The sequence below is a fragment of the Kitasatospora sp. NPDC049258 genome (assembly GCF_040678895.1).
Taxonomy (GTDB): domain Bacteria; phylum Actinomycetota; class Actinomycetes; order Streptomycetales; family Streptomycetaceae; genus Kitasatospora.
Genome location: NZ_JBFAQT010000037.1, coordinates 33,399 through 54,978, shown reverse-complemented (window position 1 = coordinate 54,978; position 21,580 = coordinate 33,399). Strand labels below are relative to the sequence as shown.

Annotated in this window: 24 protein-coding genes; 9 read left to right on the top strand and 15 right to left on the bottom strand. The window is 74.9% G+C overall.

Going from position 1 to position 21,580, the window contains the following annotated elements:
- Positions 1–20: 20 nt before the first annotated feature.
- On the bottom strand, positions 21–1,469 hold the full coding sequence (locus tag AB0K43_RS25240; RefSeq protein WP_363643500.1) for an APC family permease: 1,449 nt from the start codon (positions 1,467–1,469) through the stop codon (positions 21–23).
- A gap of 230 nt (positions 1,470–1,699) precedes the next feature.
- Here AB0K43_RS25240 and AB0K43_RS25235 point away from each other — a divergent pair, with 230 nt between their 5' ends.
- Entirely contained in the window at positions 1,700–2,416 is a 717-nt protein-coding gene (locus AB0K43_RS25235) for a TetR/AcrR family transcriptional regulator (RefSeq protein WP_363643474.1), read from the top strand.
- 59 nt (positions 2,417–2,475) lie between these two features.
- Here AB0K43_RS25235 and AB0K43_RS25230 read toward each other — a convergent pair whose 3' ends face one another.
- The 3 genes from AB0K43_RS25230 to AB0K43_RS25220 form a co-directional block, all read right to left on the bottom strand.
- On the bottom strand, positions 2,476–2,934 hold the full coding sequence (locus tag AB0K43_RS25230) for a DinB family protein (RefSeq protein WP_363643498.1): 459 nt from the start codon (positions 2,932–2,934) through the stop codon (positions 2,476–2,478).
- Positions 2,935–3,131: 197 nt separating this feature from the next.
- The gene (locus AB0K43_RS25225; protein ID WP_363643472.1) at positions 3,132–3,707 is read right to left on the bottom strand and encodes a TerD family protein; all 576 of its coding nucleotides are present in this window, start codon (positions 3,705–3,707) and stop codon (positions 3,132–3,134) included.
- Between the two features lie 161 nt (positions 3,708–3,868).
- Complete coding sequence (locus tag AB0K43_RS25220; RefSeq protein WP_363643470.1) at positions 3,869–5,332, bottom strand: LCP family protein; 1,464 nt, start codon at positions 5,330–5,332, stop codon at positions 3,869–3,871.
- A gap of 243 nt (positions 5,333–5,575) precedes the next feature.
- Between AB0K43_RS25220 and AB0K43_RS25215 the strand changes: the two genes are divergently transcribed.
- Both AB0K43_RS25215 and AB0K43_RS25210 read left to right on the top strand, forming a co-directional pair.
- Entirely contained in the window at positions 5,576–5,998 is a 423-nt protein-coding gene (locus AB0K43_RS25215; RefSeq protein ID WP_363643468.1) for a BlaI/MecI/CopY family transcriptional regulator, read from the top strand.
- Between the two features lie 3 nt (positions 5,999–6,001).
- Positions 6,002–6,946 carry a M56 family metallopeptidase gene (locus AB0K43_RS25210; protein ID WP_363643466.1) on the top strand — a complete coding sequence of 315 codons (945 nt, stop codon included), beginning with the start codon at positions 6,002–6,004 and terminating at the stop codon, positions 6,944–6,946.
- Between the two features lie 17 nt (positions 6,947–6,963).
- Here the strand turns inward: AB0K43_RS25210 and AB0K43_RS25205 are convergent, their stop codons facing one another.
- Entirely contained in the window at positions 6,964–7,578 is a 615-nt protein-coding gene (locus AB0K43_RS25205) for a cytosine permease (protein WP_363643464.1), read from the bottom strand.
- A gap of 13 nt (positions 7,579–7,591) precedes the next feature.
- Positions 7,592–7,723 (bottom strand): DUF6126 family protein, encoded by a 132-nt coding sequence (locus AB0K43_RS25200; protein WP_363643462.1) that lies wholly within the window; start codon positions 7,721–7,723, stop codon positions 7,592–7,594.
- A gap of 194 nt (positions 7,724–7,917) precedes the next feature.
- Between AB0K43_RS25200 and AB0K43_RS25195 the strand changes: the two genes are divergently transcribed.
- Positions 7,918–8,700, top strand: coding sequence for an SGNH/GDSL hydrolase family protein (locus tag AB0K43_RS25195; RefSeq protein ID WP_363643460.1), 783 nt, complete (start codon positions 7,918–7,920; stop codon positions 8,698–8,700).
- Between the two features lie 67 nt (positions 8,701–8,767).
- On the opposite strand, the gene AB0K43_RS25190 is transcribed toward AB0K43_RS25195, so the two are convergent.
- On the bottom strand, positions 8,768–9,178 hold the full coding sequence (locus AB0K43_RS25190; protein ID WP_363643458.1) for an organic hydroperoxide resistance protein: 411 nt from the start codon (positions 9,176–9,178) through the stop codon (positions 8,768–8,770).
- Positions 9,179–9,304: 126 nt separating this feature from the next.
- On the opposite strand from AB0K43_RS25190, the gene AB0K43_RS25185 reads away from it, so the two are divergent.
- Positions 9,305–9,790 (top strand): MarR family transcriptional regulator, encoded by a 486-nt coding sequence (locus tag AB0K43_RS25185; RefSeq protein WP_363643456.1) that lies wholly within the window; start codon positions 9,305–9,307, stop codon positions 9,788–9,790.
- 8 nt (positions 9,791–9,798) lie between these two features.
- On the opposite strand, the gene AB0K43_RS25180 is transcribed toward AB0K43_RS25185, so the two are convergent.
- The gene (locus AB0K43_RS25180) at positions 9,799–10,071 is read right to left on the bottom strand and encodes a DUF2630 family protein (RefSeq protein ID WP_363643454.1); all 273 of its coding nucleotides are present in this window, start codon (positions 10,069–10,071) and stop codon (positions 9,799–9,801) included.
- A gap of 173 nt (positions 10,072–10,244) precedes the next feature.
- Between AB0K43_RS25180 and AB0K43_RS25175 the strand changes: the two genes are divergently transcribed.
- On the top strand, positions 10,245–10,634 hold the full coding sequence (locus AB0K43_RS25175; protein WP_363643452.1) for an SCO5389 family protein: 390 nt from the start codon (positions 10,245–10,247) through the stop codon (positions 10,632–10,634).
- Positions 10,635–10,657: 23 nt separating this feature from the next.
- Here the strand turns inward: AB0K43_RS25175 and AB0K43_RS25170 are convergent, their stop codons facing one another.
- The gene (locus AB0K43_RS25170; RefSeq protein ID WP_363643450.1) at positions 10,658–11,266 is read right to left on the bottom strand and encodes a TIGR03086 family metal-binding protein; all 609 of its coding nucleotides are present in this window, start codon (positions 11,264–11,266) and stop codon (positions 10,658–10,660) included.
- 106 nt (positions 11,267–11,372) lie between these two features.
- Between AB0K43_RS25170 and AB0K43_RS25165 the strand changes: the two genes are divergently transcribed.
- Positions 11,373–12,317, top strand: a complete 945-nt coding sequence (locus tag AB0K43_RS25165; RefSeq protein ID WP_363643448.1) for a carbohydrate kinase — start codon at positions 11,373–11,375, stop codon at positions 12,315–12,317.
- Positions 12,318–12,408: 91 nt separating this feature from the next.
- On the opposite strand, the gene AB0K43_RS25160 is transcribed toward AB0K43_RS25165, so the two are convergent.
- From AB0K43_RS25160 to AB0K43_RS25150, 3 genes are all read right to left on the bottom strand, one after another.
- Positions 12,409–12,975: a DJ-1/PfpI family protein gene (locus AB0K43_RS25160; protein ID WP_363643446.1), complete on the bottom strand. Its 567-nt coding sequence runs from the start codon at positions 12,973–12,975 to the stop codon at positions 12,409–12,411.
- A gap of 155 nt (positions 12,976–13,130) precedes the next feature.
- Positions 13,131–14,033, bottom strand: a complete 903-nt coding sequence (locus AB0K43_RS25155; protein ID WP_363643444.1) for an oxidoreductase — start codon at positions 14,031–14,033, stop codon at positions 13,131–13,133.
- Positions 14,034–14,222: 189 nt separating this feature from the next.
- Entirely contained in the window at positions 14,223–15,239 is a 1,017-nt protein-coding gene (locus AB0K43_RS25150; RefSeq protein ID WP_363643442.1) for a PHP domain-containing protein, read from the bottom strand.
- Between the two features lie 150 nt (positions 15,240–15,389).
- On the opposite strand from AB0K43_RS25150, the gene AB0K43_RS25145 reads away from it, so the two are divergent.
- The gene (locus tag AB0K43_RS25145; protein ID WP_363643440.1) at positions 15,390–16,304 is read left to right on the top strand and encodes a diiron oxygenase; all 915 of its coding nucleotides are present in this window, start codon (positions 15,390–15,392) and stop codon (positions 16,302–16,304) included.
- Between the two features lie 60 nt (positions 16,305–16,364).
- On the opposite strand, the gene AB0K43_RS25140 is transcribed toward AB0K43_RS25145, so the two are convergent.
- Complete coding sequence (locus AB0K43_RS25140; protein WP_363643438.1) at positions 16,365–17,165, bottom strand: VIT1/CCC1 transporter family protein; 801 nt, start codon at positions 17,163–17,165, stop codon at positions 16,365–16,367.
- A 459-nt stretch (positions 17,166–17,624) separates the two neighbouring features.
- Here AB0K43_RS25140 and AB0K43_RS25135 point away from each other — a divergent pair, with 459 nt between their 5' ends.
- Entirely contained in the window at positions 17,625–19,139 is a 1,515-nt protein-coding gene (locus AB0K43_RS25135) for an MFS transporter (RefSeq protein ID WP_363643436.1), read from the top strand.
- Positions 19,140–19,171: 32 nt separating this feature from the next.
- On the opposite strand, the gene purB is transcribed toward AB0K43_RS25135, so the two are convergent.
- Positions 19,172–20,602 (bottom strand): adenylosuccinate lyase, encoded by a 1,431-nt coding sequence (gene purB, locus AB0K43_RS25130; RefSeq protein WP_363643434.1) that lies wholly within the window; start codon positions 20,600–20,602, stop codon positions 19,172–19,174.
- Between the two features lie 76 nt (positions 20,603–20,678).
- Positions 20,679–21,578, bottom strand: a complete 900-nt coding sequence (locus AB0K43_RS25125) for a hypothetical protein (RefSeq protein WP_363643432.1) — start codon at positions 21,576–21,578, stop codon at positions 20,679–20,681.
- Positions 21,579–21,580 lie beyond the last annotated feature (2 nt).

Below are 21,580 nucleotides of genomic sequence, written 5' to 3'. Positions count from 1 at the left end.
CTGTGCGGTGGGACGGGTGACTACAGGATCGGGCCGGCTGCTTCGCCGTCGGTGCCGACGCCGGTGCGGAAGTACGGCGAGCGGCGCCCCCAGCGGGCCCAGGCGGCGACCGGCAGGCCGCTGCCGATCATCAGGATCGGCACCAGCAGCTGGAACCAGCCGTTGTCGGCGCTGAGTTCGAAGTGGTCGGCGGAGTCGTAGAAGCTCCAGGCCAGGTAGCAGCCGACGCCGAGCAGCACCGCGGCCCCGAGCAGCGGCCCGACCACCGCCCGCAGCGCCTCGCCGAGCGGGCCGCGCAGCAGGTGCCGGAACCGGACGGCGGCGGCGACCGCGGTGAGCGCGTAGTAGAGCGCGACCACGATGCCGATGGCGTTGACCGCGGCGTTGATCAGGTCGGTGACGGTGGGGATGACCAGCGAGGCCAGCGCCACGGCGGAGGCGATCGCGGTGATCAGCACGGTGCCGGTGACCGGGGTGGCGTACCGCGGGTGGATCCTGGTCCACACCGCACCGAGGGTGCCGTCCCGCCCCATCGCGAAGGTGCCGCGGGCGGTGGGGATCACGTTGGCCTGGAGCGAGGCGACCGCCGAGAAGGTCAGCGCGATCAACGGCAGGGCGGCCAGCGGCTGGTGGGCCAGCTTGTTGCCGAAGTAGGTCAGCCCCTGGGCCCCGTTGTCGGCCAGCTCGTCCAGCGGCAGGACCCGCTGGAAGGCGGTGCCGGCGAGCAGGAACAGCAGCAGCATGGTGACCAGGGCGATCATGCCGCCCCGGGAGGCGTCCTTGGGCTCGCGGACCTCCTCGCCGACGCTGAAGACCGACTCGAAGCCCCAGTAGCAGAAGACCGCGAGCACCATGCCCTGGGCCAGCGCGCCGAACGAGGGGATGTCGAACGGGTTGTACCAGGACCAGGAGAACGGCTGGCTGCCCGCGAACAGGCCGTAGCCGCAGAAGCCGAGCAGGACCAGGTACTCGAACACCAGCAGGTACTTCTGCAGCCGGGCGGCCAGGCCCAGGCCCCGGATCGCGACGGCGGTGACCACGACCAGCACCACCAGGCCGATCACCGTGGTCTGCCGGGTCGAGTCCGGGTCCAGCACCAGCCCGAACAGGCTGTGCAGGCCGGCCTCGCCGGCCAGCTGGATCAGCGCGGAGCCGGTGACGGCCGTGGTGTAGGCCATGAACACGATGGTGCCCACGGTGTTCACCCAGCCGGTCAGGAAGCCCAGCCAGGGGCTGAGCGTGCTGCCGACCCAGGTGTAGGAGTTGCCCGCGTTGGGCTCCACCAGGTTGAGCCGGCCGTAGGCCCCCGCGATGCCCAGCACCGGCAGGAAGGCCAGCAGCATGATGGCCGGCAGGTGCAGCCCGACCACCGCGGCGGTCAGGCCCAGCCCGATCCCGATGCTGGAGGTGGCGGCGGTACTGGAGGCCGCGATGGCCACCCCGTCCATGACGCCGAGCGACTTGCGCATCGTGGTGTGCCGCACGTCGCCGCCGTGCCCGGCGCCCTGCTGCGCGCCGGCTCTCGCCTCGTCCTTCGCCACTGCTGCCAACGGACCACCACCTTGACCGTGGGGGCCGCGTCGGGCCCCGGTGGCTGGCCATGAAACTCCTGGTGGCCTTTTCCGGTCAATGCCGTTGTCATAAGGTGGCGCGACCGGAGAAGCCCAGGCAGACGCACCGACCCCAGGAGCGCAGCGCGATGAACGACCGAGTCGTCCCGGAACCCCAGCGCCGCCGGCGCCGCCCCACCAAGCAGGGCACCGTGCTCTCCGCCGAGGTGATCGTCTCCACCGCCCTGCGGCTGCTGCACCAGCACGGCTCCGAGGCGCTCACCGTCCGCCGGCTCGGCGCCGCGCTCGGCGCGGACCCGAGCGCGATCTACCGGTACTTCCACAGCACCGACGACCTGCTGCTGGCCATCGCGGACGAGCTGATCGGCCACGCCCAGCAGGACTGGCGGGCCACCGGCGACTGGCAGGCCGACCTGCGCGGGATCGGCCTGCGGCTGCACGCCGCGTACCAGGCGCACCCGCAGGCCGCCCTGCTGGCCGCCTACCGCACCACCGGGCGGGCGCACGAGACCCGGGCGGTGGAGACCATCCTCGGCATCCTGCGCGGCGCGGGCTTCCCGGATCCGGAGGCGGTGGCGATCTACCACGCCTTCGTCGACCAGGGCCTGGCCTTCGCCGCCCAGGACGCGGCGGCCGCCGCGCTCCCGGACGCCGCCCGGGCCGCCGACCTGGACGTCTGGCGCCGGCACTACGCCCGGCTGACCCCCGAGACCCATCCCCACATCGCGGCCACCGCCCGGCTGCTGGTCACCGACATGCGCCACAGCGGCTACCCGCTCGCCCTGGACCTGCTGCTCGCGGCCGCCGCCACCCGGCTCCAGCAGCGCCTCGGGGCGCCGCACTGACCTGGCCGCAGCAGCATCCGGCCGCGGCATCCGGCTGCGGCACCCGGGCCCGCCGGCCGTCAGGCGCCGACGGTGCCGTCGATGGCCTCGCGCAGGAGGTCCGCGTGTCCGTTGTGCCGGGCGTACTCGTGCATCAGGTGCAGCATCACCAGCCGCAGCGACACGTCCTCGCCCCACCTGGCGTTGTGGCCGAGCACGTCGAGCGACTCGGCCTCCCGCTCGATCCGGCGGGAGTGCTCGACCTCCGCCTGCCAGGCGGCGAAGGCCTCGGCGCGGGTCGCCGTGCTGGCGTCGTAGGCGACCTGGAAGTCCTCCCGGTCCGAGTGGACCAGCGGGATCGACTCACCGTTGATCACCCGGCGGAACCAGGTGCGCTCCACCTCCGCCATGTGCCGCACCAGGCCGAGCAGCGAGAGCGTCGAGGGCGGGCTGGACTGCCGGCGCAGCTCCTCGTCGTCGAGGCCGTCGCACTTCATCGCCAGCGTCGCCCGGTGGAAGTCCAGGAAGGCGCGCAGCATCTCCCGCTCACCGCCGGTCACGGGCGGGCCGATCCGTTCGGTCGTCACTGCTGGTCCCCTCCACGGTTCATGACAACATCCGAGCCGGTTCTACCAGAGGCCGGCAGCACGCACGGACGGCGGCCCCGGGCCCGCCGGCGCTCGCCGGTCGGTGGCCCGGGGCCGCCGCTCGCCTGCTCGGGCACCGCCCGGGTCGATCAGACGTTGACGCCGTAGTCCAGCGCGATGCCGCGCAGGCCGGAGGCGTAACCCTGGCCGATGGCACGGAACTTCCACTCGTTGCCGTAGCGGTAGAGCTCGCCGAAGACCATCGCCGTCTCGGTGGAGGCGTCCTCGGTCAGGTCGTAGCGGGCGACCTCGCTGCCGTCGGCCTGGTTGACCACCCGGATGAAGGCGTTGCGCACCTGGCCGAAGCTCTGCCGGCGGGCCTCGGCGTCGTAGATCGACACCGGGAAGACCACCTTGACCACGCCGGCCGGCACGGCCGCCAGGTCGACCTTGATCTGCTCGTCGTCGCCGTCCCCGCCACCGGTGAGGTTGTCACCGCTGTGCTCGACCGAACCGTCGGGGCTGCGCAGGTTGTTGTAGAAGACGAAGTGCTGGTCGCCGAGCACCCGGCCGCTCTCGTTGCACAGCAGCGCACTGGCGTCGAGGTCGAAGTCGGCACCCGTGGTGCCCCGGACGTCCCAGCCGAGACCGACGATGACCGCGGTCAGCCCCGGGGCCTCCTTGGTCAGCGAGACATTGCCGCCCTTGGCGAGCGTGACTCCCATGGTGTCCTCCTGCTTCCCCGTGCCGGACAGCGCCGGCCCGGCTCCCTCGATCTCGCGCAGTGCTGAATCTACAGCACTGTAGATCGCGCGTGAATCGACCTGACCGGCCGGGCCACTGGTGTGCCGTCAGGCCGGCCGACCCGCGGTCCGCGGGCCGGCGGTCAGCCGTACGAGAGGTCGGTGCACGGGTCGTCGGCCGCCGACCTGATGGCGTTGAAGCTCCCGGCCCCGGCCGACGGCGCACCCGGCCGCCGCGGGGCGGTGGTCGCCGAGTCGCGGCCCAGCACCAGCACCACGCCCGGCGCCCCGGCGGCCTCCAGCCCCGCCCCCGGGAAGAGACCGGCCACCGCCCCGGCCGCCCCCTCCTCCCCCGGGCCGTACCTGACCACGGTGGCCGCCCGGGCGGCCTGCGGCGGACCGTCGGCCACGGGTGCGGAAGCGGTGAAACCCTCCGCCGCCAGCGCCTCGACCGCCCTCGTCAGCGGCGTCGCGGCGCCGCCCGCGCCCACCCCGGGCCCGCCGCCGGTGGCGTCGCGGACCTCGACCACGATGCCCCGGGGTGCCGCCGAGCCGCTCGGCGACGGGCCGAGGCCGCCGCCCGGCCCGTCCAGCGGGCGGTCGGCCCGCAGCGCCGCCCAGAGCTGCCCGGCGTCCGGCTGCGTCAGCGTGACCCTCGAACCCTGGTAGCGCCAGGGCACGGTGAGGAACCGGGCGTCGTCGAGCGCGATCTCGCGCAGTGACAGCGCGAACGAGAGCAGCTTGCCGGCCGAGCCCAGCCCCGGGTCGACCACCAGCGCGCCGGTGGCGGCGTCCGCCAGCGGCAGCAGGGTGGCCGGGTTCATCCCCGCGCCCTTGACCTGCCGCAGCAGCGAGCCGAGGAAGGCCTGCTGCCGCTTGGTGCGACCGATGTCCGAGCCGTCCCCGATGCCGTGCCGGAGCCGGACGTAGTCCAGCGCCGACTGGCCCTGGACCCGCTGCTTGCCCTTCGGGAAGAGCAGCCGCCCGGGCCGCCCGAGGTTCGGGTTGAGGTCGCCCTCGTGGACGGCGTTGGGCAGGCAGACCTCGACGCCGCCGACCGCGTTGGTCATCGAGGCGAAGCCGGCGAAGTTGACCACGATGGTGTGGTCGATCCGCAGGCCGGTCAGCTTCTCCACGGTGTTCTGGGTGCACGCCGGATCGCCGTGCTCGCCGCCGCCCACCTCGAACGCGCTGTTGAACATCGCCCCCGTCCGCGGCTTGGTCCAGCTGCCGTCCGGCAGCCGGCAGGGCGGGATGTCCACCAGCGTGTCGCGCGGGACGGAGACCCCGACCGCGTGCCGGTGGTCGGCGTACACGTGCAGCAGGATCGTGGTGTCCGACCGGGCCCCGCCCTCCTCGCCGCCGCCGAGCTCCCGGTTGGCACCGTGCCGGGAGTCGGAGCCGATCAGCAGCACGTTGACCGGGACCCTCCCCTGCGCGTCCGGGCCGGTCGCGGTCGGGCGGTCGCTGCTCAGCGCGCCGCTGTCGAAGATCCGGAGGTTCCCGTTCAGCCGCTGGTAGACCAGCACCCCGGCCAGCAGCACCAGCGAGAGCAGGCCGGCCACGCTCCAGAGCACCAGCTTCCGACGGCTGCCCCGCCCCACCATCCGCCTACCCCCTTCACCGAACCCAACCGAGCCGAGCTGTGCGAAGCAACCGGATCCAGGGCACGGCCCAAGACCATTGCGGAGCATACCGTCCATCTCGGACATCTCGCCCCGCCATCACCCCGTCCCGGCGCCGTGGCGACGGTGCCGCGACGGTGCCCGGCGCCGCACCTCACAGGCCCTCAGTAGGATGACGAAGCGCCCCGGCAGCCCGGAGCCACAGGACCGGAGGGAGCCACCGCCGTGCGCGACGCCAGCACAGACCAGGGACCGGCCGCGGCCGTCGCCTTCCCCCGGGTGCGCCGGCGCGGCCAGGGCGAGCTGGAGGCCCAGGTGCTCGCCGTGCTGCGGACCGCGGCCGGACCGGTCACCGCCGGCTGGGTGCAGCAGCAGTTGGACGGCGGCCTCGCCTACACCACCGTGATGACCATCCTCTCCCGCCTGCACGCCAAGAACGCGGTGTCCCGCAGCCGGACCGGACGCTCCTACCACTGGCTGGCCGCCTCCGACGCGGCCGGCCTGGCCGCCCTGCGGATGCGCCGGGTGCTCGACACCCAGGCCGACCGGGACGCGGTGCTGGCCAGCTTCGTCAGCGCCCTGCTGCCCGAGGACGAGGAGCTCCTGCGAGCCCTGCTCGACAGCGCGACGGACGGATCCGAGGCCTGAGCCGTGGGCGTGTTCGTCTTCCTCCCGCTCGTCCTGCCGCTCACCGCCCTGCCCGTCGCCCGCCTGGCCGAGCAGCACCTCCACCCCCGCACCGCCGCCCGCCTGCTCACCGCGATCGCCGCCGTGATGGCGGCCAGCTGCGCGATCAGCCTGTGCCTGCTGTTCGTGGTCGGCACCGCGCACCTGGCCGGCAACCCGCTGCCGGACACCTGGTCCGACCCCGAGGTCCGCGAGGCCGTGCCGTTCCACCGCACCGTCGGCAGCGCCGCGATCGTCGCCCTGCTGGTGGTGGTCGCCGCCTGCGCGCGGACCCTGCGGCGCCACCTGCGGGTCCGGGTGCACAGCCGCGAGGCCCTGCGCGGGCTGCCCGGCGGGCCCGGGGTCGCCGTCCTGCCGGACGAGCGCCCGTACGCCTACGCGCTGCCGGGCGCGCCCGGCCGGGTCGTGGTCTCCACCGGCATGCTGGCGGGCCTCACCCCGCAGGAGCAGCGCGTCCTGCTGGCGCACGAACGGGCCCACCTGACCCACCACCACCACCGCTACCTGCTGGCCACCCAGCTCGCGGCCTGCGTCAACCCCTGCCTGCGGCCGCTGCGGCAGGCCGTCGCGTACAGCACCGAGCGGTGGGCCGACGAGGAGGCCGCGCAGCGGGTCGGCGACCGCCGGCTCACCGCTCGCGCGGTCGCCCGGGCGGCGCTGATCTCCGGCCCGCCGGCCGCCGGCCCGCGCACCGCAGGACTGCCCGCCTTCGCCGCTCCCGGGCCGGTGCCCCGCCGGGTGGCCGCCCTGCTCGCGCCCGGCCCGCACCACAGCGGGTGGCCGCCGGTGCACAGCCGGACCGGCCTGGCCACCATGGTCGCGGCGGCCGGGACGGCCGCCTCCGCGATGTCCTCGCTGAACGCGGCGGTCGCCCTGCTGCTCCTGCTCAAGGCCGCCACCCCGCTCTGACCGGCCCCCGGGCCCGCTCAGGCGCGCGGCGCGGCCGGCACCTCGACGACGCGCTCCGCCCGCGCCGGGGCCGGTCCGGCCAGTCCGCGCCGCCGGCGGGAGAGCAACACGTACAGCAGGCCCGCCACGGCGCCGGAGAGCAGGAAGCTGATGTCGACCCCGCCGGTCAGCGGCAGCAGGAGGCCGCGGTGGACGGGCGTGTCGACGTCGCACAGCCCGACCACACCGCCGGCCGCCCAGGCCACCGTGGCGGTGATGTTCCAGCCCGCGCGGTACCAGTACACGCCGCCGCGGGTGCCCCGGTTGTAGACCTGCAGCGACGGCCGGTCGTAGTCCCCTCGGCAGCGCAGGTGGCCGATCAGGGTGATCACCGCCCAGGGCGCGCCGATCGCGGTCAGCACCAGCACGAACGAGGCCACGGCGGACTGCGCGTTCCACACGAAGTGCCCGAGGAGGACCAGCACCGCGCCGAGCCCGGCGACCACGTAGGTGGCCTGCCGGCGGGTGGCCCGCGGCAGGATCGCGTCCAGGTCCAGGCCCATGCTGTAGAGCATCAGCCCGGTGTTGCCGGCGCTGCCCAGCAGGCCGTTGAGCAGCAGCGGCGCCAGGAACCGGACCGGGGCGGCGGCCATCGGCGCCTGGCGGTCAGTGCCGGTTGCCGAGCGCGAACAGCAGGATCACGAAGCCGGCGAACAGGTGGGTGCCCGCGATGTAGATCGAGGCCCGGATCAGCATGGCCTTGCGCTTGGCCCGCTCGTCGCGGACGGCTTCGGACATCGGCGTGGCTCCTGCTCGGCGGCCGGTCGGCCGGGGCCCTGCGGGCAGCGCCCGGGTCGGCCCGCCTCGACCTGACACCCTACGGCCCGGCCGCCCGTCCGGGGCGGCGCGCCCGGCACCGTGGCGGAGATCACCCTCCGCTTCGGCCCACCTACGGTGGCGTAGGTCACTTGAATAGGTGAACTATTCACTTCATGGCCGATCTTCCGGAGACCCCTGCCCCGCACTCGTACGTCGCCCTCGGCGACTCCTTCACCGAAGGCCTGAACGACCCGGGCCCCGACGGCCAGTTCGCGGGCTGGGCCGACCGGCTGGCGGGGATGCTCGCCGACCGGCAGCCCGAGGGCGACTTCCGGTACGCCAACCTGGCCGTCCGCGGCCGGCTGCTCGACCAGATCGCCGCCGAGCAGGTGCCGCAGGTCCACCGGATCCGGCCCGACCTGGTGACCTTCTGCGCCGGCGGCAACGACATCCTGCGCCCGGGCAGCGACCCGGACGAGGTGGCCGAGCGGTTCGAGCGCGCGGTGGTGGAGCTGAGGCGCAGCGCGGGTGCGGTCCTGGTCTGCACCGGCTTCGACACCCGCGACGTCCCGGTGCTGCGCCACCTGCGCGGCAAGATCGCCACCTACAACGTGCACCTGCGGGCGATCGCCGACCGCAACGACTGCGTGGTGGCCGACCTGTGGTCGCTGCGTTCGGTGCACGACCGCCGGGCCTGGAGCGACGACCGGCTGCACCTGTCCCCCGAGGGCCACCAGCGGGTGGCGCTGCTGGCCGCCCGCGCGCTCGGCCTGGCCGGCGCCGGCGACCCCGAGGCGCCCTGGCCGGCCGCGGCGGTGCCGACCCCGGCCGAGCAGCGCCGGGAGAACCTCCAGTGGGCCCGCAGCTTCCTGCTCCCCTGGGTCGGCCGGCGGCTGCGCGGCGAGTCCTCCGGCGACAACGTCGAGGCCAAGCGCCCGGACCTGCTGCCGCTGTGACCGACAACGCCCGAGGGCCCTACCACCACGGTGGTAGGGCCCTCGGGCGTGACCCACGGCGGATCGGCTACTCGACGACGAGCTCGACCTCGATGTTGCCGCGGGTGGCCTTGGAGTAGGGGCAGACCTGGTGGGCCTGCTTGACCAGCAGCTCGCCGGTCTCGCCCGCCAGCGCCTCCGGCAGCTCGACGCGCAGCGTCACAGCCAGGCCGAAGCCGGTGTCGTCCTTGCCGATGGAGACCTCGGCCGTCACGGACACCTCGCTGGTGTCGACCCGCTCCTGCCGGCCGACCAGGCCCAGCGCGCTGGCGAAGCAGGCCGCGTAGCCCGCCGCGAACAGCTGCTCGGGGTTGGTGCCCTGGCCGTTGCCACCGAGCGCGGGCGGCATCGCCAGCGCGAGGTCCAGCTGACCGTCGGAGCTGACCGTGCGACCCTCGCGGCCGTTCGCAGTGGCCACAGCCGTGTACAGCGCGTCCATCCAACCGTTCCCTTCTCGCCTCGGCGACCCTCCCGAACGTCGGGGCCGCCTCATGGACACAAGTGAAGCACACAACTGAATTGCGCACAACTGAATGACGCAAGCGTCGATCGGTACCCTGGATGCATGACCACGCTCTCCGAGCTGCCGGACGAGCAGCTGCTGCGCCTCGACCACCAGATCTGCTTCTCGCTGCACGCCGCCGCACGCGCCTTCGGCGGCGTCTACCGGGTCGCCCTGAAGGACCTGGACCTGACCTACCCCCAGTACCTGGCGATGCTCGTGCTCTGGGAGCACGGCGACCAGCCGGTGAAGCGGATCGGCGAGCGGCTGCGACTCGACTCGGGCACGCTCTCCCCGCTGCTCAAGCGCCTGGAGACGGCCGGCCTGGTCCGGCGCGAGCGCAGCGTCGAGGACGAGCGCTCGGTGACCGTGCGCCTCACCGAGGCCGGGGCCGCCCTGCGCGAGCGCGCCCTGGAGGTGCCCCGCCGGATCAGCCGGGCGACCGGGCTCGCGGTCTCCGACCTCACCGAGCTGCGCGCCATGCTGGAGCGCGTCACCAGCGCGCTCGACGCGGCCGCCACGGACGAGGCCACCCTGACCGGGTCCTGACCCGCGCCTCAGGACTCGTACCGCTCGACCTCCTCGATGCTGCGCACGCTCGCCAGGTTGGGATCCTCGCCCGCGTCCTTGCGGGCCCGCCGCTGCCGCAGCAGGTCCCAGCACTGGTCGAGCTGCTGCTCGATGTCGTGCAACCGCTGCTGCTCGGTCTCGGGGTCGATCCGGCCGCCGGCAAGGGCCTCCCGCAGGTTGCGCTCGGCGGCGACCATCTCGCCGATCCGCTCCAGGATCCGCTGGTCCGCCCCGCCGCCCGGATCCGGTTGCTGTGTCATGCGGCGCCTCCTCGGTCTCGGCCTCCAGCCTAGGAACGGCCACAGCCCGACGCGACCGCAGCACGGGCCGCCCCACCACCCGAACGGCGCAGCGCCGGCTTGACAGCGCATCAGCGGGCCAGCAGGATCCCAAACTTGGAAATGACTTTCACTTCTAAGAAGGAGCTGGCGCCATGTCCCTCGACGTCTCCCCCACCCTGCTCGCCCAGGCCGAACGGGACGAGGTCGACGAGAGCGCGTTCGTCGACACCGTCCGCACCTCGCTCCCCTACGCCTACCGGCTGATCTCCGACCTCGCCGCCGAACTGCGCGGCGGCTCGGCCGAGTTCGCCGACAACACGAAGGCCCCCTCGGAACCGGAGCGCGGCCAGCTGCTGCGCGCGCTGGCCAGCGACGCGATCCGGGGCAGCCTGGAGCGACACTTCGGGGTCCGGCTCGCCTTCCAGAACTGCCACCGGGTGGCGGTCTTCCACCCGGGCGCCGAACAGGACGAGACCTACCGGAAGTTCACCTCCGTACGGGCCCAGCTGCTCAACCAGTCACCGGAGTTCCGGGACTGCTGAGCCCGCACCCCCGCACCCCGGGCTCAGCCCGGGGGCGACCAGCCCGGATCGCGACCCGCCAGACCGAGCAGCCGGGTCTGCGGGTCGGCGTCCGGCCCGGTCGGCACCGCCGGGGCGAACATCCCGGTGGCGGAGAGGTCCCCGTACGCCTCGATCTCGCCGAGCGCGAAGGCCGCGGCGGCCGGGGACATCCGGCCCGCGCCGCCGAGGGCGCGCGCCAGGTCCCAGCTGTGCACCACGGCGTCGACGGCCATCTCCCGGCAGTAGCCGAGCGCGTCCCGGTCCGCGTACGACAGGTGGACGGTGCGGTCCAGCGCACCCGGCGCGTGGAAGGCGGCGCCCGCCGCGGCGACCGCCTCGGTCCACACCCCGAGCGGGTCGTCGCCCAGGGCGTCGCCGTCGAAGAAGGACCCGACCTGCGCCACCGTCGCACCGGCCAGCATCTCGGGCACCCAGAGCTGTTCCACCGTCAGGTGGTTGACCAGGTCGCGCACCGTCCAGCCGGCGCACGGGGTGGGCAGGTCCCACTGCCGGCGCAGGACCATGCCGACCAGCCGGCCGAACTCCCCCACGGCCTCGTCGTATCGGTTCAGCACGTCACGGTGGGCGTGACGCTCGTGTTGGCATGCCATACCCACACAGTGCCCCGGATGCCCCGCCCCGGCACCCCGTACCGGCGGCGGTGGATGATGTGAGGCGCCCGGAGCCCGTCCGGCCGCCGCGTCCCGAGGAGCCGCCATGTCCCGTCCCCCGATCACCGTCCTCGGCGAGTGCGTGGCCGACGCCTTCACCGACAGTCGCCGGGGCACCCACGGAGAGCTCGCGCTGCGGGTGCACCCGGGCGGCGGCCCGGCCAACACGGCGGTGGCGCTGGCCCGGCTGGGCACCCCCACCCGGTTCCTCGGCCGGCTGTCGGGCGATGTGTTCGGCAGGCTGTTCCGCGCCCACCTCGCGGAGTCGGGCGTGGGCCTCGACGGCTGCGTGGCGGCGGCCGAGCCCAGCACGCTGGCCGTCGCCGACCTGGACGAGCAGGGCCGGGCCGGCTACTCGTTCCACGCCGAGGGCGCCGCCGACTGGCAGTGGACCGCCGCCGAGCTGGAGGCCGAACCGGCGGGCGGGCCGGCCTGCGTCCACAGCGGCTCGCTCGCCCTGGTCCGGGCGCCGGGCGGGTCGGCGGTCGAGGAGTTCCTGGCCCGCAGCGCCGAGCGCGCGACCGTCTCGATCGACCCCAACGTCCGGCCGCTGCTGGTGCCACCGGCCGCCTACCAGGAGCGGCTGGCCCGCTGGTGCGAGCTGGCCGATCTGCTCCGGCTCAGCGACGACGACCTGGGGCACCTGCTGCCCGGGGCCACCCCGGAGCAGGCCTGCGACCGCTGGCACTCCGCCGGCGTCCGGCTGGTGGTGATCACCCTGGGCGCGGCCGGCGCGCTCGTCTCGCTGGACGGCGAGCGGGTGACCCTGCCCGCCGAGCCCGTCACGGTGGTCGACACCGTGGGCGCGGGCGACGCCTTCACCGCCGGCCTGCTCCACCACCTCGGCGGGCAGGGCCTGCTCGGCGGGCGGCTGGACGGCCTGGACCTCGACCGGGCCACCGAGGCCGCCCGGTTCGCCACCCGGGTGGCCGCCCTGACCTGCTCGGTGCCCGGCGCCAACCCGCCGCGGGCGAACCTGCTGACCGGCTGAGACATCCGCCCGCAGGCCGCGGCCCCGGCCGCGCGCCGAGCCCGGCACGGGCGCCGGCCCCGCCACCGGAGGCAAGGCCGGCGCCCGTGGCTCAGTCGACCGGCGCCTTCTCCCGGAGCACCTCGACGAAGGCCTTCATCCAGCCCGGGTGGTCCGGCCAGGCCCGGCCGGAGACCAGCACCCCGTCGACCACCGCCTCGCCGTCCACGAAGCCCGCGCCGCCGGCCACCACGTCCGGCTCCAGCGCCGGGTAGGCCGCGGTCCGCCGGCCCGCCAGGGTGCCGCCGACCAGCGGGATCAGCGGGCCGTGGCAGAGCTGCGCGACCGGCTTGTCCAGCTCGAAGAAGTGCCGGACCACCCGCTGCACCTCGGGGTCGTTGCGCAGGTACTCCGGCGCCCGGCCGCCGGGCAGCACCAGCGCGACGTACTCGGCCGGGTCGACCTCCGCGACGGCGAGGTCGGCCTCCCAGGTGTAGCCGGGCTTCTCGGTGTAGGTGTCGAAGCCGTCCACGAAGTCGTGCACCACGAACTGCAGCCGCTTGCGGCTCGGCGCCGCGATGTGGACCTCGTACCCCTCCTCGCGCAGCCGCTGGTAGGGGTAGAAGACCTCCAGCGACTCCGCCGCGTCGCCGGTCACGATCAGGATCTTGGCTGCCATGCCTGGGATTCCGTCCCTTCCTCTGCCGTACAGGGGGTCGACCGCGACACACACTGCCCGCTGACGGCCGGTCGGGCAACGAGGCGCACGGCGCACCCGACCGGCGCACCCGCCGGCCGGTCCGCGCCCCCTCCCGCGCACCTCCGCCCGGCCGGTCACCGCTGCGGCGCCGCCAGGCGGTCGAGGTCGGCCGCGGACAGCTCCAGGCCGCCGGCGGCGATGTTCTCCCGCAGGTGGCCCGGGTCGGAGGTGCCCGGAATCGCCAGCACGTGCGGCCCGCGGTGCAGCGTCCAGGCCAACCGGACCTGCGTGGGGGTCGCGCCGTGGGCGCGCGCGACCTGGATCACCCGCTCGTCGTGGCCGCCGTCGGCGGCGGCCTCGCGCCGGTCGCCGGCGATCGCGAAGAACGGCACGAAGGCGATGCCCTGCTCGCGGCAGGCGTCCAGCAGGCCGTTGGCGTCGGCGGTGCGGTGCTCCAGCCCGTAGCGGTTCTGCACGCAGACCACCGGCGCGATGGCCCGGGCCTCGGCGAGGTGCTCCGGCCCGACGTTGGAAAGGCCCAGCTGGCGGATCAGCCCGGCCTCGCGCAGCTCCGCCAGCGCACCGAAGTGCTCGGCGATCGAATCCATCTGGTTCCGGCGCAGGTTGACCACGTCGAGGTGGTCCCGGCCGAGCTGGCGCAGGTTCTCCTCGACCTGCCCGCGCAGCTGGTCGGGCCTCGCCATGGTCAGCCACTCGCCCGACGGATCCCGCCCCGGCCCGACCTTGGTCACGATGACCAGCTCGTCGGGGTAGGGCGCCAGCGCGCTGTTGATCAGCTCGTTCGCGGAGCGCAGCGGGGAGAAGTAGAACGCGGCGGTGTCGATGTGGTTCACCCCGTGCTCGACCGCGCTGCGCAGCAGCCCCACCGCGCGGGCACGGTCGATCGGGGCCCCGTCGGAGTTCCCCCGCATCCCGTTCCCGGTCAGCCGCATCGCGCCGAAGCCGAGCCGGCGGACCTCGCGGTCCCCCAGCGTCCAGGTGCCCGCCGCCGCCGCGCCGACCGTCGCCGATTCCATCGTCGAACCACTCCCCCTGCTGTCCGTGACTTCCGGTCCCGGAGTATGCCGCCGCGCCGCGCGGCCCGGGAAGGCCTGCGCGATCGGTGAAGGATCACACTCCGGACGGGAACGAACCGCCCGCACACCGCCGTTGGACGGAAGGCGGACGGCGGCGGGGCGACTGCCGCGGATCAGCGGATCAGCGGATCAGCCCTTCCCGGCCGGTCCCGCGCCCTGCGCGGTCCAGGCCAGCAGCCGCTCCACCGGCCAGGTGGTGACGATCCGTTCGGCGTCCAGCCCCGCCGCGGCGGCCCGGGCGCAGCCGTACGCCTGCCAGTCCAGCTGGCCGGGTGCGTGCGCGTCGGTGTCGATCGAGAAGAGGCAGCCCGCGTCGGCGGCCAGCCGGATCAGCCGGCTCGGCGGATCCCGGCGCTCGGGGCGGCAGTTGATCTCGACGGCGGTGCCGGACTCGGCGCAGGCGGCGAACACCGCCTCGGCGTCGAAGACGGATTCCGGGCGCGGCTTGTCCGCGATCAGCCGGCCGGTGCAGTGGCCGAGGACGTTCACCCGCGGATTGCGGACGGCGGCGAGCAGCCGGCGGGTCATCGGCGCGCGGTCCATCCGGAGCTTGGAGTGGACCGAGGCGACCACCACGTCCAACTCCGCGAGCAGCCCCTCCTCCTGGTCGAGGCCGCCGTCCTCGAGGATGTCGCACTCGATGCCGGTCAGCAGCCGGAACGGGGCGAGCCCGGCGCCGACCTCCGCGACCACCGCCAGCTGCCGGCGCAGCCGTTCGGGGCTGAGGCCGCGGGCGACCTTCAGCCGGGGCGAGTGGTCGGTGAGCACCGCCCACTCGTGGCCCAGCTCGCGGGCGGTGCGGGCCATCAGCTCGATCGGGCTGCCGCCGTCCGACCAGTCGGAGTGCAGATGGCAGTCGCCGCGCTGGGCGGCGAGCAGTCCCTCGCCGCCCTCGGCCGACGGGCCGGCCCGCTGTTCGAGTTCGACCAGGTAGTCGGGGGTGCGGCCGGCCGCGGCCTCGGCGATCACCTGGGCGGTGACCGGGCCGATGCCGGGCAGCCGGGCGGCCCGCGCGGCGTCCAGCGGCCCCGGCGGCAGGCCGGCGGCGGCCTCGGCCGCGGTGCGGAAGGCCTTCACCCGGTACGGCGAGGCCAGCTCCCGTTCCAGCAGGAAGGCGATCCGTTCGAGTGCGGTGACCGGGTCCATACCGCCAGTCTGGCCCGCCGTCACCGGCCGCCGCTCGGCGAGCGATCCACCCCCGGGCCCTTGTTGACATCGTGTATAACTGCGATCCTGCCCCTGGCCGTACGCGGGACCGTCGGCCAGCCCCTGCCCCCCGCCCACACGGGAGCCCCGATGCGCGAGACCGCCACCTCCCCCCGGCCCCAGGACCGCGAGCAGAACGCCGAACGGCTGCTGCGCGCCTCGGCCCGGCACTCCTACGACCCGCTGACCGAGATCGACTGGGACACCCCGGTCGACCCGGCCCACTTCGCCCTCCCGCCGCACCGGGTCTCGCTCCACGGCACCCCGATGTGGCACTCCCTCGCCCCGCACCGGCAGGCCCGGCTGAGCGTCGACCAGTTCGCCAGCACCACCGCGGCGGGCATCTGGTTCGAACTGGTCCTGATGGAGGGCCTGGTCCGGCACGTGTACGAGAGCGACCTGACCACCCGGCACGCCCAGTACGCGCTGACCGAGGTCGCCGACGAGTGCCGGCACTCCACCATGTTCGCCCGGTACATCACCGCCACCGGGTACCCCTCCGCGCGGCCCAGCCGCCGCGCCCAGCGGCTCGGCCAGCTGCACTTCCTGGCGAACGACACCGCGATGACCTTCGCCGGGGCGATATTCGTCGAGGAGTTCACCGACGCCATGCAGCGGGAGATGATCCGCGACGACAGCCTGCAGCCGCTGGCCCGATCGGTGGCCCGGATCCACGTGATCGAGGAGGCCCGGCACATCGGCTACGCCAAGCCGGAGCTGGAGCGGCGCTGGGCCGCGATGAGCGCGCCGCGCCGGGCCCTGTTCCGGCGGGCGCTCGCGGTGCTCGCCCAGCAGGCGGTGGCGGAGCTGGTCCACCCCCGGGTGTACGCCCGGGCGGGGCTCGACCCGGTGGCGGCGCAGCGCGCGGCGCACCTCAACCCGTACTGGCGGGACACCCGGGTGGAGTGGGCCCGCAAGGCCGTCGCGTTCTTCACCGAGCTCGGCATCATCGACCGGAGCGTCGAGCGGATGTGGCGCCGCGCCGCCCTGCTCGCCCCCCGCTGAGCCGCCCGGCCTGGCCGCACGCCGGGCCACGGGCGGCCGGCTCGGCTTCGGCGACGGGCGCTACAGCACGGCCGCGCCGGCCAGCCGGCCGAGGCCGAAGGTGACGGCGGAGGCGACCGCGACGATCAGCAGCTGCCGCAGCGCGGTCCACCCGGCGTGGCGCCCCGACCCGTAGCCCAGCGCCCCGCCCACCGCCAGCGAGGCGAGGGCGGTCAGCAGGGTCGAGGCGGCCACCGCCGCGGCGCCCTCGGTGAAGAACCAGGGCAGCAGCGGCACCAGCGCGCCGAGCGCGAAGAGCAGCAGCGAGCTGACCGCCGCCACCACCGGCGAGCCGGCGTCCTGGGCGCTGACCCCGTACAGGATCCGCAGGCTGGTGGCCCGCGAGCCGCGCCCCGCCGACACCACGCTCCGGCTCGCCCGCACCGCCGTCTCCCGGTCCAGGCCGCGGGCCCGCAGGCTGCCGGTCAGGTGCGCCAGCACCACCGGCGGGGAGCGCCGCCAGGCCCGGTGCAGCGCGTCCTCCATGCCACGCGCCACCTCCACCTGGCTGCGCACCGAGACCCACTCGCCGGCCGCCATCGACAGCGCGCCCGCGACCAGGCCGGCCAGCCCGGAGAGCCGCACGGTGCCGGGGCCCACCGAGGCCCCGGCCACCCCGAGGATCATGCACAGATTGGTCACCAGCCCGTCGTTGACCCCGAGCACGGCCGCCCTGATCCCGCCCCCGGCCACCCGCCCCGCCGTCCGCCCGAGGTCGGCCAGCTCCTCCTCGGCCGCCCGGTCCGCCTGCTCGTCGTGCTCCGCCGGGTCCCAGTGCGGCGCGAGCACCGCCCAGTCCGGCCCGGTCGCGGGTGACGTCATGTCAGCACCTCCCTGCCGGTCAGGCTAGGGCCTGTCCACCGGTTCGTCCCGGTTCAGCGCGCCGCCCCAGGAGCTCCGTGCGCCGACCGGTCCGCCGGTCGAGGACCACCAGCTCGGTGCCGTCCGGCGACTGCGCCAGCAACGGCACCAGCTCCGCCGCCGGGTCCGCGGGCAGGGCCTGCCCGGGCGACGCCCAGCCGTCGCCCGGCCGGAAGGTGAGGATGGCGCCCCGCCCCTCGGCCGGCCCGAGGTCCCCGACCCGCCCGGCCGCCCCGTCCGGCCCCACCCGCAGCCCGAGGCGCCGCCCACCGCACCCCGGTCAGGCACTTCCGGCACCCCGCCGGCACCATCTCGCCGAGATCCGGCCGGCCCGGGCCCAGGCCCGCCGACCGCACCGCCCGACCGCCGGTTCGGCAGCGCGGGGGTGCGCCCGCCGGGCCGGTGGCGGACGATCGGGAGGTGGACACTCAGGGCGCAGCCGGCGGCATCCGGCTCGGCACCGCGCGCGGGCGCTGGGTGGTCCTGGCCACCGCGCTCGGTTCGGGCATGGCGATGCTCGACGGCACGGTGGTCAATGTGGCGCTGCCGCGGATCGGCGCCGATCTGAACGCCTCGCTGGCGGCCCTGCAGTGGACGGTCAACGCCTACCTGCTGACGCTGGCCGCGCTGATCCTGCTCGGCGGCTCGCTCGGCGACCGCTACGGGCGGCGGAAGGTCTTCCTGATCGGCGTCTGCTGGTTCGCCGCCGCCTCGGCGATCTGCGCGGCGGCGCCCACGATCGAGGTGCTGAACCTGGCCCGCGCCCTGCAAGGGGTCGGCGGCGCGCTGCTCACCCCGGGCTCGCTCGCCATGCTCCAGGCGGTGTTCCACCCGGACGACCGGGCCGCCGCCGTGGGCGCCTGGTCGGGCCTGGGCGGGGTGGCCGCCGCGGTCGGGCCGTTCCTGGGCGGCTGGCTGGTGGACGGCCCGGGCTGGCGGTGGATCTTCCTGCTGAACGTGCCGCTGGCCGCGGTGGTGGTCGCCGTCACCGCCCGGCACGTCCCGGAGACCCGGGATCCGGAGGATCCGGGCCGGTTCGACGCCCGCGGCGCGGTGCTGGCGGCGCTCTCGCTGGGCGGCGTGACGTACGCGCTCACCGAGGGGCTGAAGGGACTTTCGGCGCTGGCCGGCGTGGCCGGGGTGCTGCTCGGGGTGGTCTTCGTGCTCGCGGAGCGGCGGACCGCCGATCCGATGCTGCCGCTGGAGCTGTTCGCCTCCCGCCAGTTCACCTCGGTCAACCTGGTGACGCTGTGCGTGTACGCGGCGTTCAGCGGCATCTTCCTGCTGCTCACGGTGCAGTTGCAGACGGTCGCCGGCTTCAGCCCGTTGAGCGCCGGGGTGGCGCTGGTGCCGACCACGCTGCTGATGCTGACGCTCTCCAGCCGGGCGGGCCGGATGAGCAGGACGATCGGGCCCCGGCTGCCGCTCTTCCTCGGGCCGATGATCTGCGCGGTGGGCGTGCTGCTGATGCTGCGGATCGGGCCGGGCGCCTCGTACTGGGCGGATGTGCTGCCGGCCGTGACGGTGCTCGGCGTGGGGATGACGCTGCTGGTCGCGCCGCTGACGGCGACCGTCCTGGCGGCGGTGGACGTGCAGCGGGCGGGCATCGCCAGCGGGGTGAACAACGCGGCCGCCCGCGCCGCCGGGCTGATCGCGGTGGCGGCGCTGCCCGCGCTGTCGGGGCTGAGCGGCGAGGCCTACCGGGTGCCGGCGGAGGTGGACTCCGCCTTCCACACCTCGATGCTGATCTGCGCCGGGCTGCTGGTCACCGGCGGCCTGCTGGCGCTGGCCCTGGTGCGCACCGACGCGCTCGCGCCCGACCGGCCGGTGGCCGAACCGGACTGCGACTGGTACTGCGGCACCACCGCGCCGCCGAGCAGCCCCGGCCGCCCGGCCGCCGCCCCCGGCACGCCGGACGGCCCCGCCCGAAGCTGAGCGAGGCCGTCCGGATCAGCAGGGTGTCACCGTCAGAGGATGTCGCCCGGCGCGTACTTGGCGGCCTCGGGGTAGCTGTCGGCGACCGCCTGCACCCGCCGCACCACCTCCGCCACCTGGGCACCGGCCGCCCCGGTGAAGGAGAGCCGGTCGGCCAGCAGCGCGTCCAGCCCGGCCCGGTCCAGCGGGATCCGGTCGTCCGCGGCCAGCTTGTCGAGCAGCGCGTTCTCCCGGGCGCCCTCGCGCATGGCGAGCGCGGAGGCCACCGCGTGCTCCTTGATGACCTCGTGCGCGGTCTCCCGGCCGACGCCGGCCCGGACCGCGCCCATCAGCACCTTGGTGGTGGCCAGGAACGGCAGGTAGCGGTCCAGCTCGGCCTCGATCACGGCCGGGAAGGCGCCGAACTCGTCCAGCACCGTCAGGAAGGTCTCCAGCAGGCCGTCGAAGGCGAAGAAGGCGTCCGGCAGGGCCACCCGGCGCACCACCGAGCAGGAGACGTCGCCCTCGTTCCACTGGTCGCCGCCGAGCTCGGCGGTCATCGAGGCGTAGCCGCGCAGGATGACGGCCAGGCCGTTGACGCGCTCGCAGGAGCGGGTGTTCATCTTGTGCGGCATGGCCGAGGAGCCGACCTGACCGGCCTTGAAGCCCTCGGTGACCAGCTCGTGGCCGGCCATCAGGCGGACCGTCTTGGCCAGGCTGGACGGCGCGGCGGAGAGCTGGACGAGGGCGGTGAGCACCTCGAAGTCCAGCGAGCGGGGGTAGACCTGGCCGACGCTGGTGAGCACCTGGGCGAAGCCGAGGTGGCCGGCGACCCGGCGCTCCAGCTCGGCGAGCTTGTCGGCGTCGCCGCCGAGCAGGTCCAGCATGTCCTGGGCGGTGCCGACCGGGCCCTTGATCCCGCGCAGCGGGTAGCGGGCGATCAGCTCCTCCAGCCGGTGGAAGGCGACCAGCAGCTCGTCCGCGACGGTGGCGAAGCGCTTGCCGAGGGTGGTGGCCTGGGCGGCCACGTTGTGCGAACGGCCGGCCATCACCAGCTCGGCGTGCTCGGCGGAGAGCCGGCCGAGGCGGACCAGCACGGCGACCGTGCGGTCGCGCACGTGCTCCAGCGACTGCCGGATCTGCAGCTGCTCGACGTTCTCGGTGAGGTCCCGGGAGGTCATCCCCTTGTGGATCTGCTCGTGCCCGGCGAGCTCGCTGAACTCCTCGATCCGGGCCTTCACGTCGTGCCGGGTGACCCGCTCACGGGCGGCGATCGACTCCAGGTCGACCTGGTCGACGACCCGCTCGTAGTCCGCGACGGCGGTGGCCGGGACCTCGATGCCGAGATCCTGCTGGGCCTTCAGGACGGCGAGCCACAGATGGCGCTCGAGGACCACCTTGTGCTCGGGGGACCACAGCTGGGCCAGGGTCGCCGAGGCGTACCGGGAGGCCAGGACATTGGGGATCTGGGGCTTCGCGCTCACGCTTCGCAAGCCTAACAGTCGAGGTCACGACGGCCGACGGCGGCGTACGGGGACCGGGCACCCGGGGCGCGCGGAGTCAGAACAGCGCGTCCTGGGTGGTGTCCGGGCCGGTCGGCCGTACGCAGGCCTGCAGGTCCAGGCCCGAGCACCCGCCGACCTCCCCGGCGGCCAGGCCCCAGCCGGCCAGCAGCCTGGTGTCCAGCAGCAGCGGGCCGCCCTCCGCGGGGTCGATGAACAGGTGGCTGCCGATGGCCGGGCGCAGCGTCCCGGCCAGGGTGGCACCGGGGCCGAGCCCGGTGATCCGCCGGTAGGCGGGCGGCGGCCCGTCGGCCAGGCCGAGCAGCGCCGTGCGGTCGACCAGCGGCCCGTCCGGGATCAGCTCGATCCCGTGGTCGGCCAGCAGCCGGAGCACCTCGGCGCGCAGCCGGGCCAGCTCGTGCCGCCGGTCGGCGACCTCGGGCAGGCCCCACCAGGCGGCGGACTTGACCGACCCGGGGACCCGCTCGCGGGCCAGCCCGGCCTGGGCCACCGTGAGCTCGGCCCGGCGTACCGCGGGCAGCCGGCCGCGGCCGACGAAGGTGAAGACCGGGGCGGCCTGGTCGAGCAGCCGGGCGGTGCCGCGGTGCTCCCCGGTCAGGCCGACCTTGAGCAGGCCGGGGCCGAACCAGGCCAGGTAGAGCCGGTAGCTGCGGCCGTCGTCGAGGATCCGGTCGCGGGCCAGCGCCAGCCCCGGGTCGGCCCGCTGGCAGGTCTCGCACTGGCTGCTGCGGCCCTCGGGTGCGACCAGCTCCCGGTAGGGGCAGCCGCGCGGCCGGCCGCTGCCGCGCACCCCGGTGCACCGGCGCGGTCCCGCCACCGTCCAGCCGATCCGCATCCCGGGGGTGATCTCCCGGGCGTGCTCCCGCTGCCGGTCGGTCGCCGTCAGCCGCGGGGTGCCGTCGCGCCAGGACAGGCCGGTGACCGTCCAACCGCTCATCG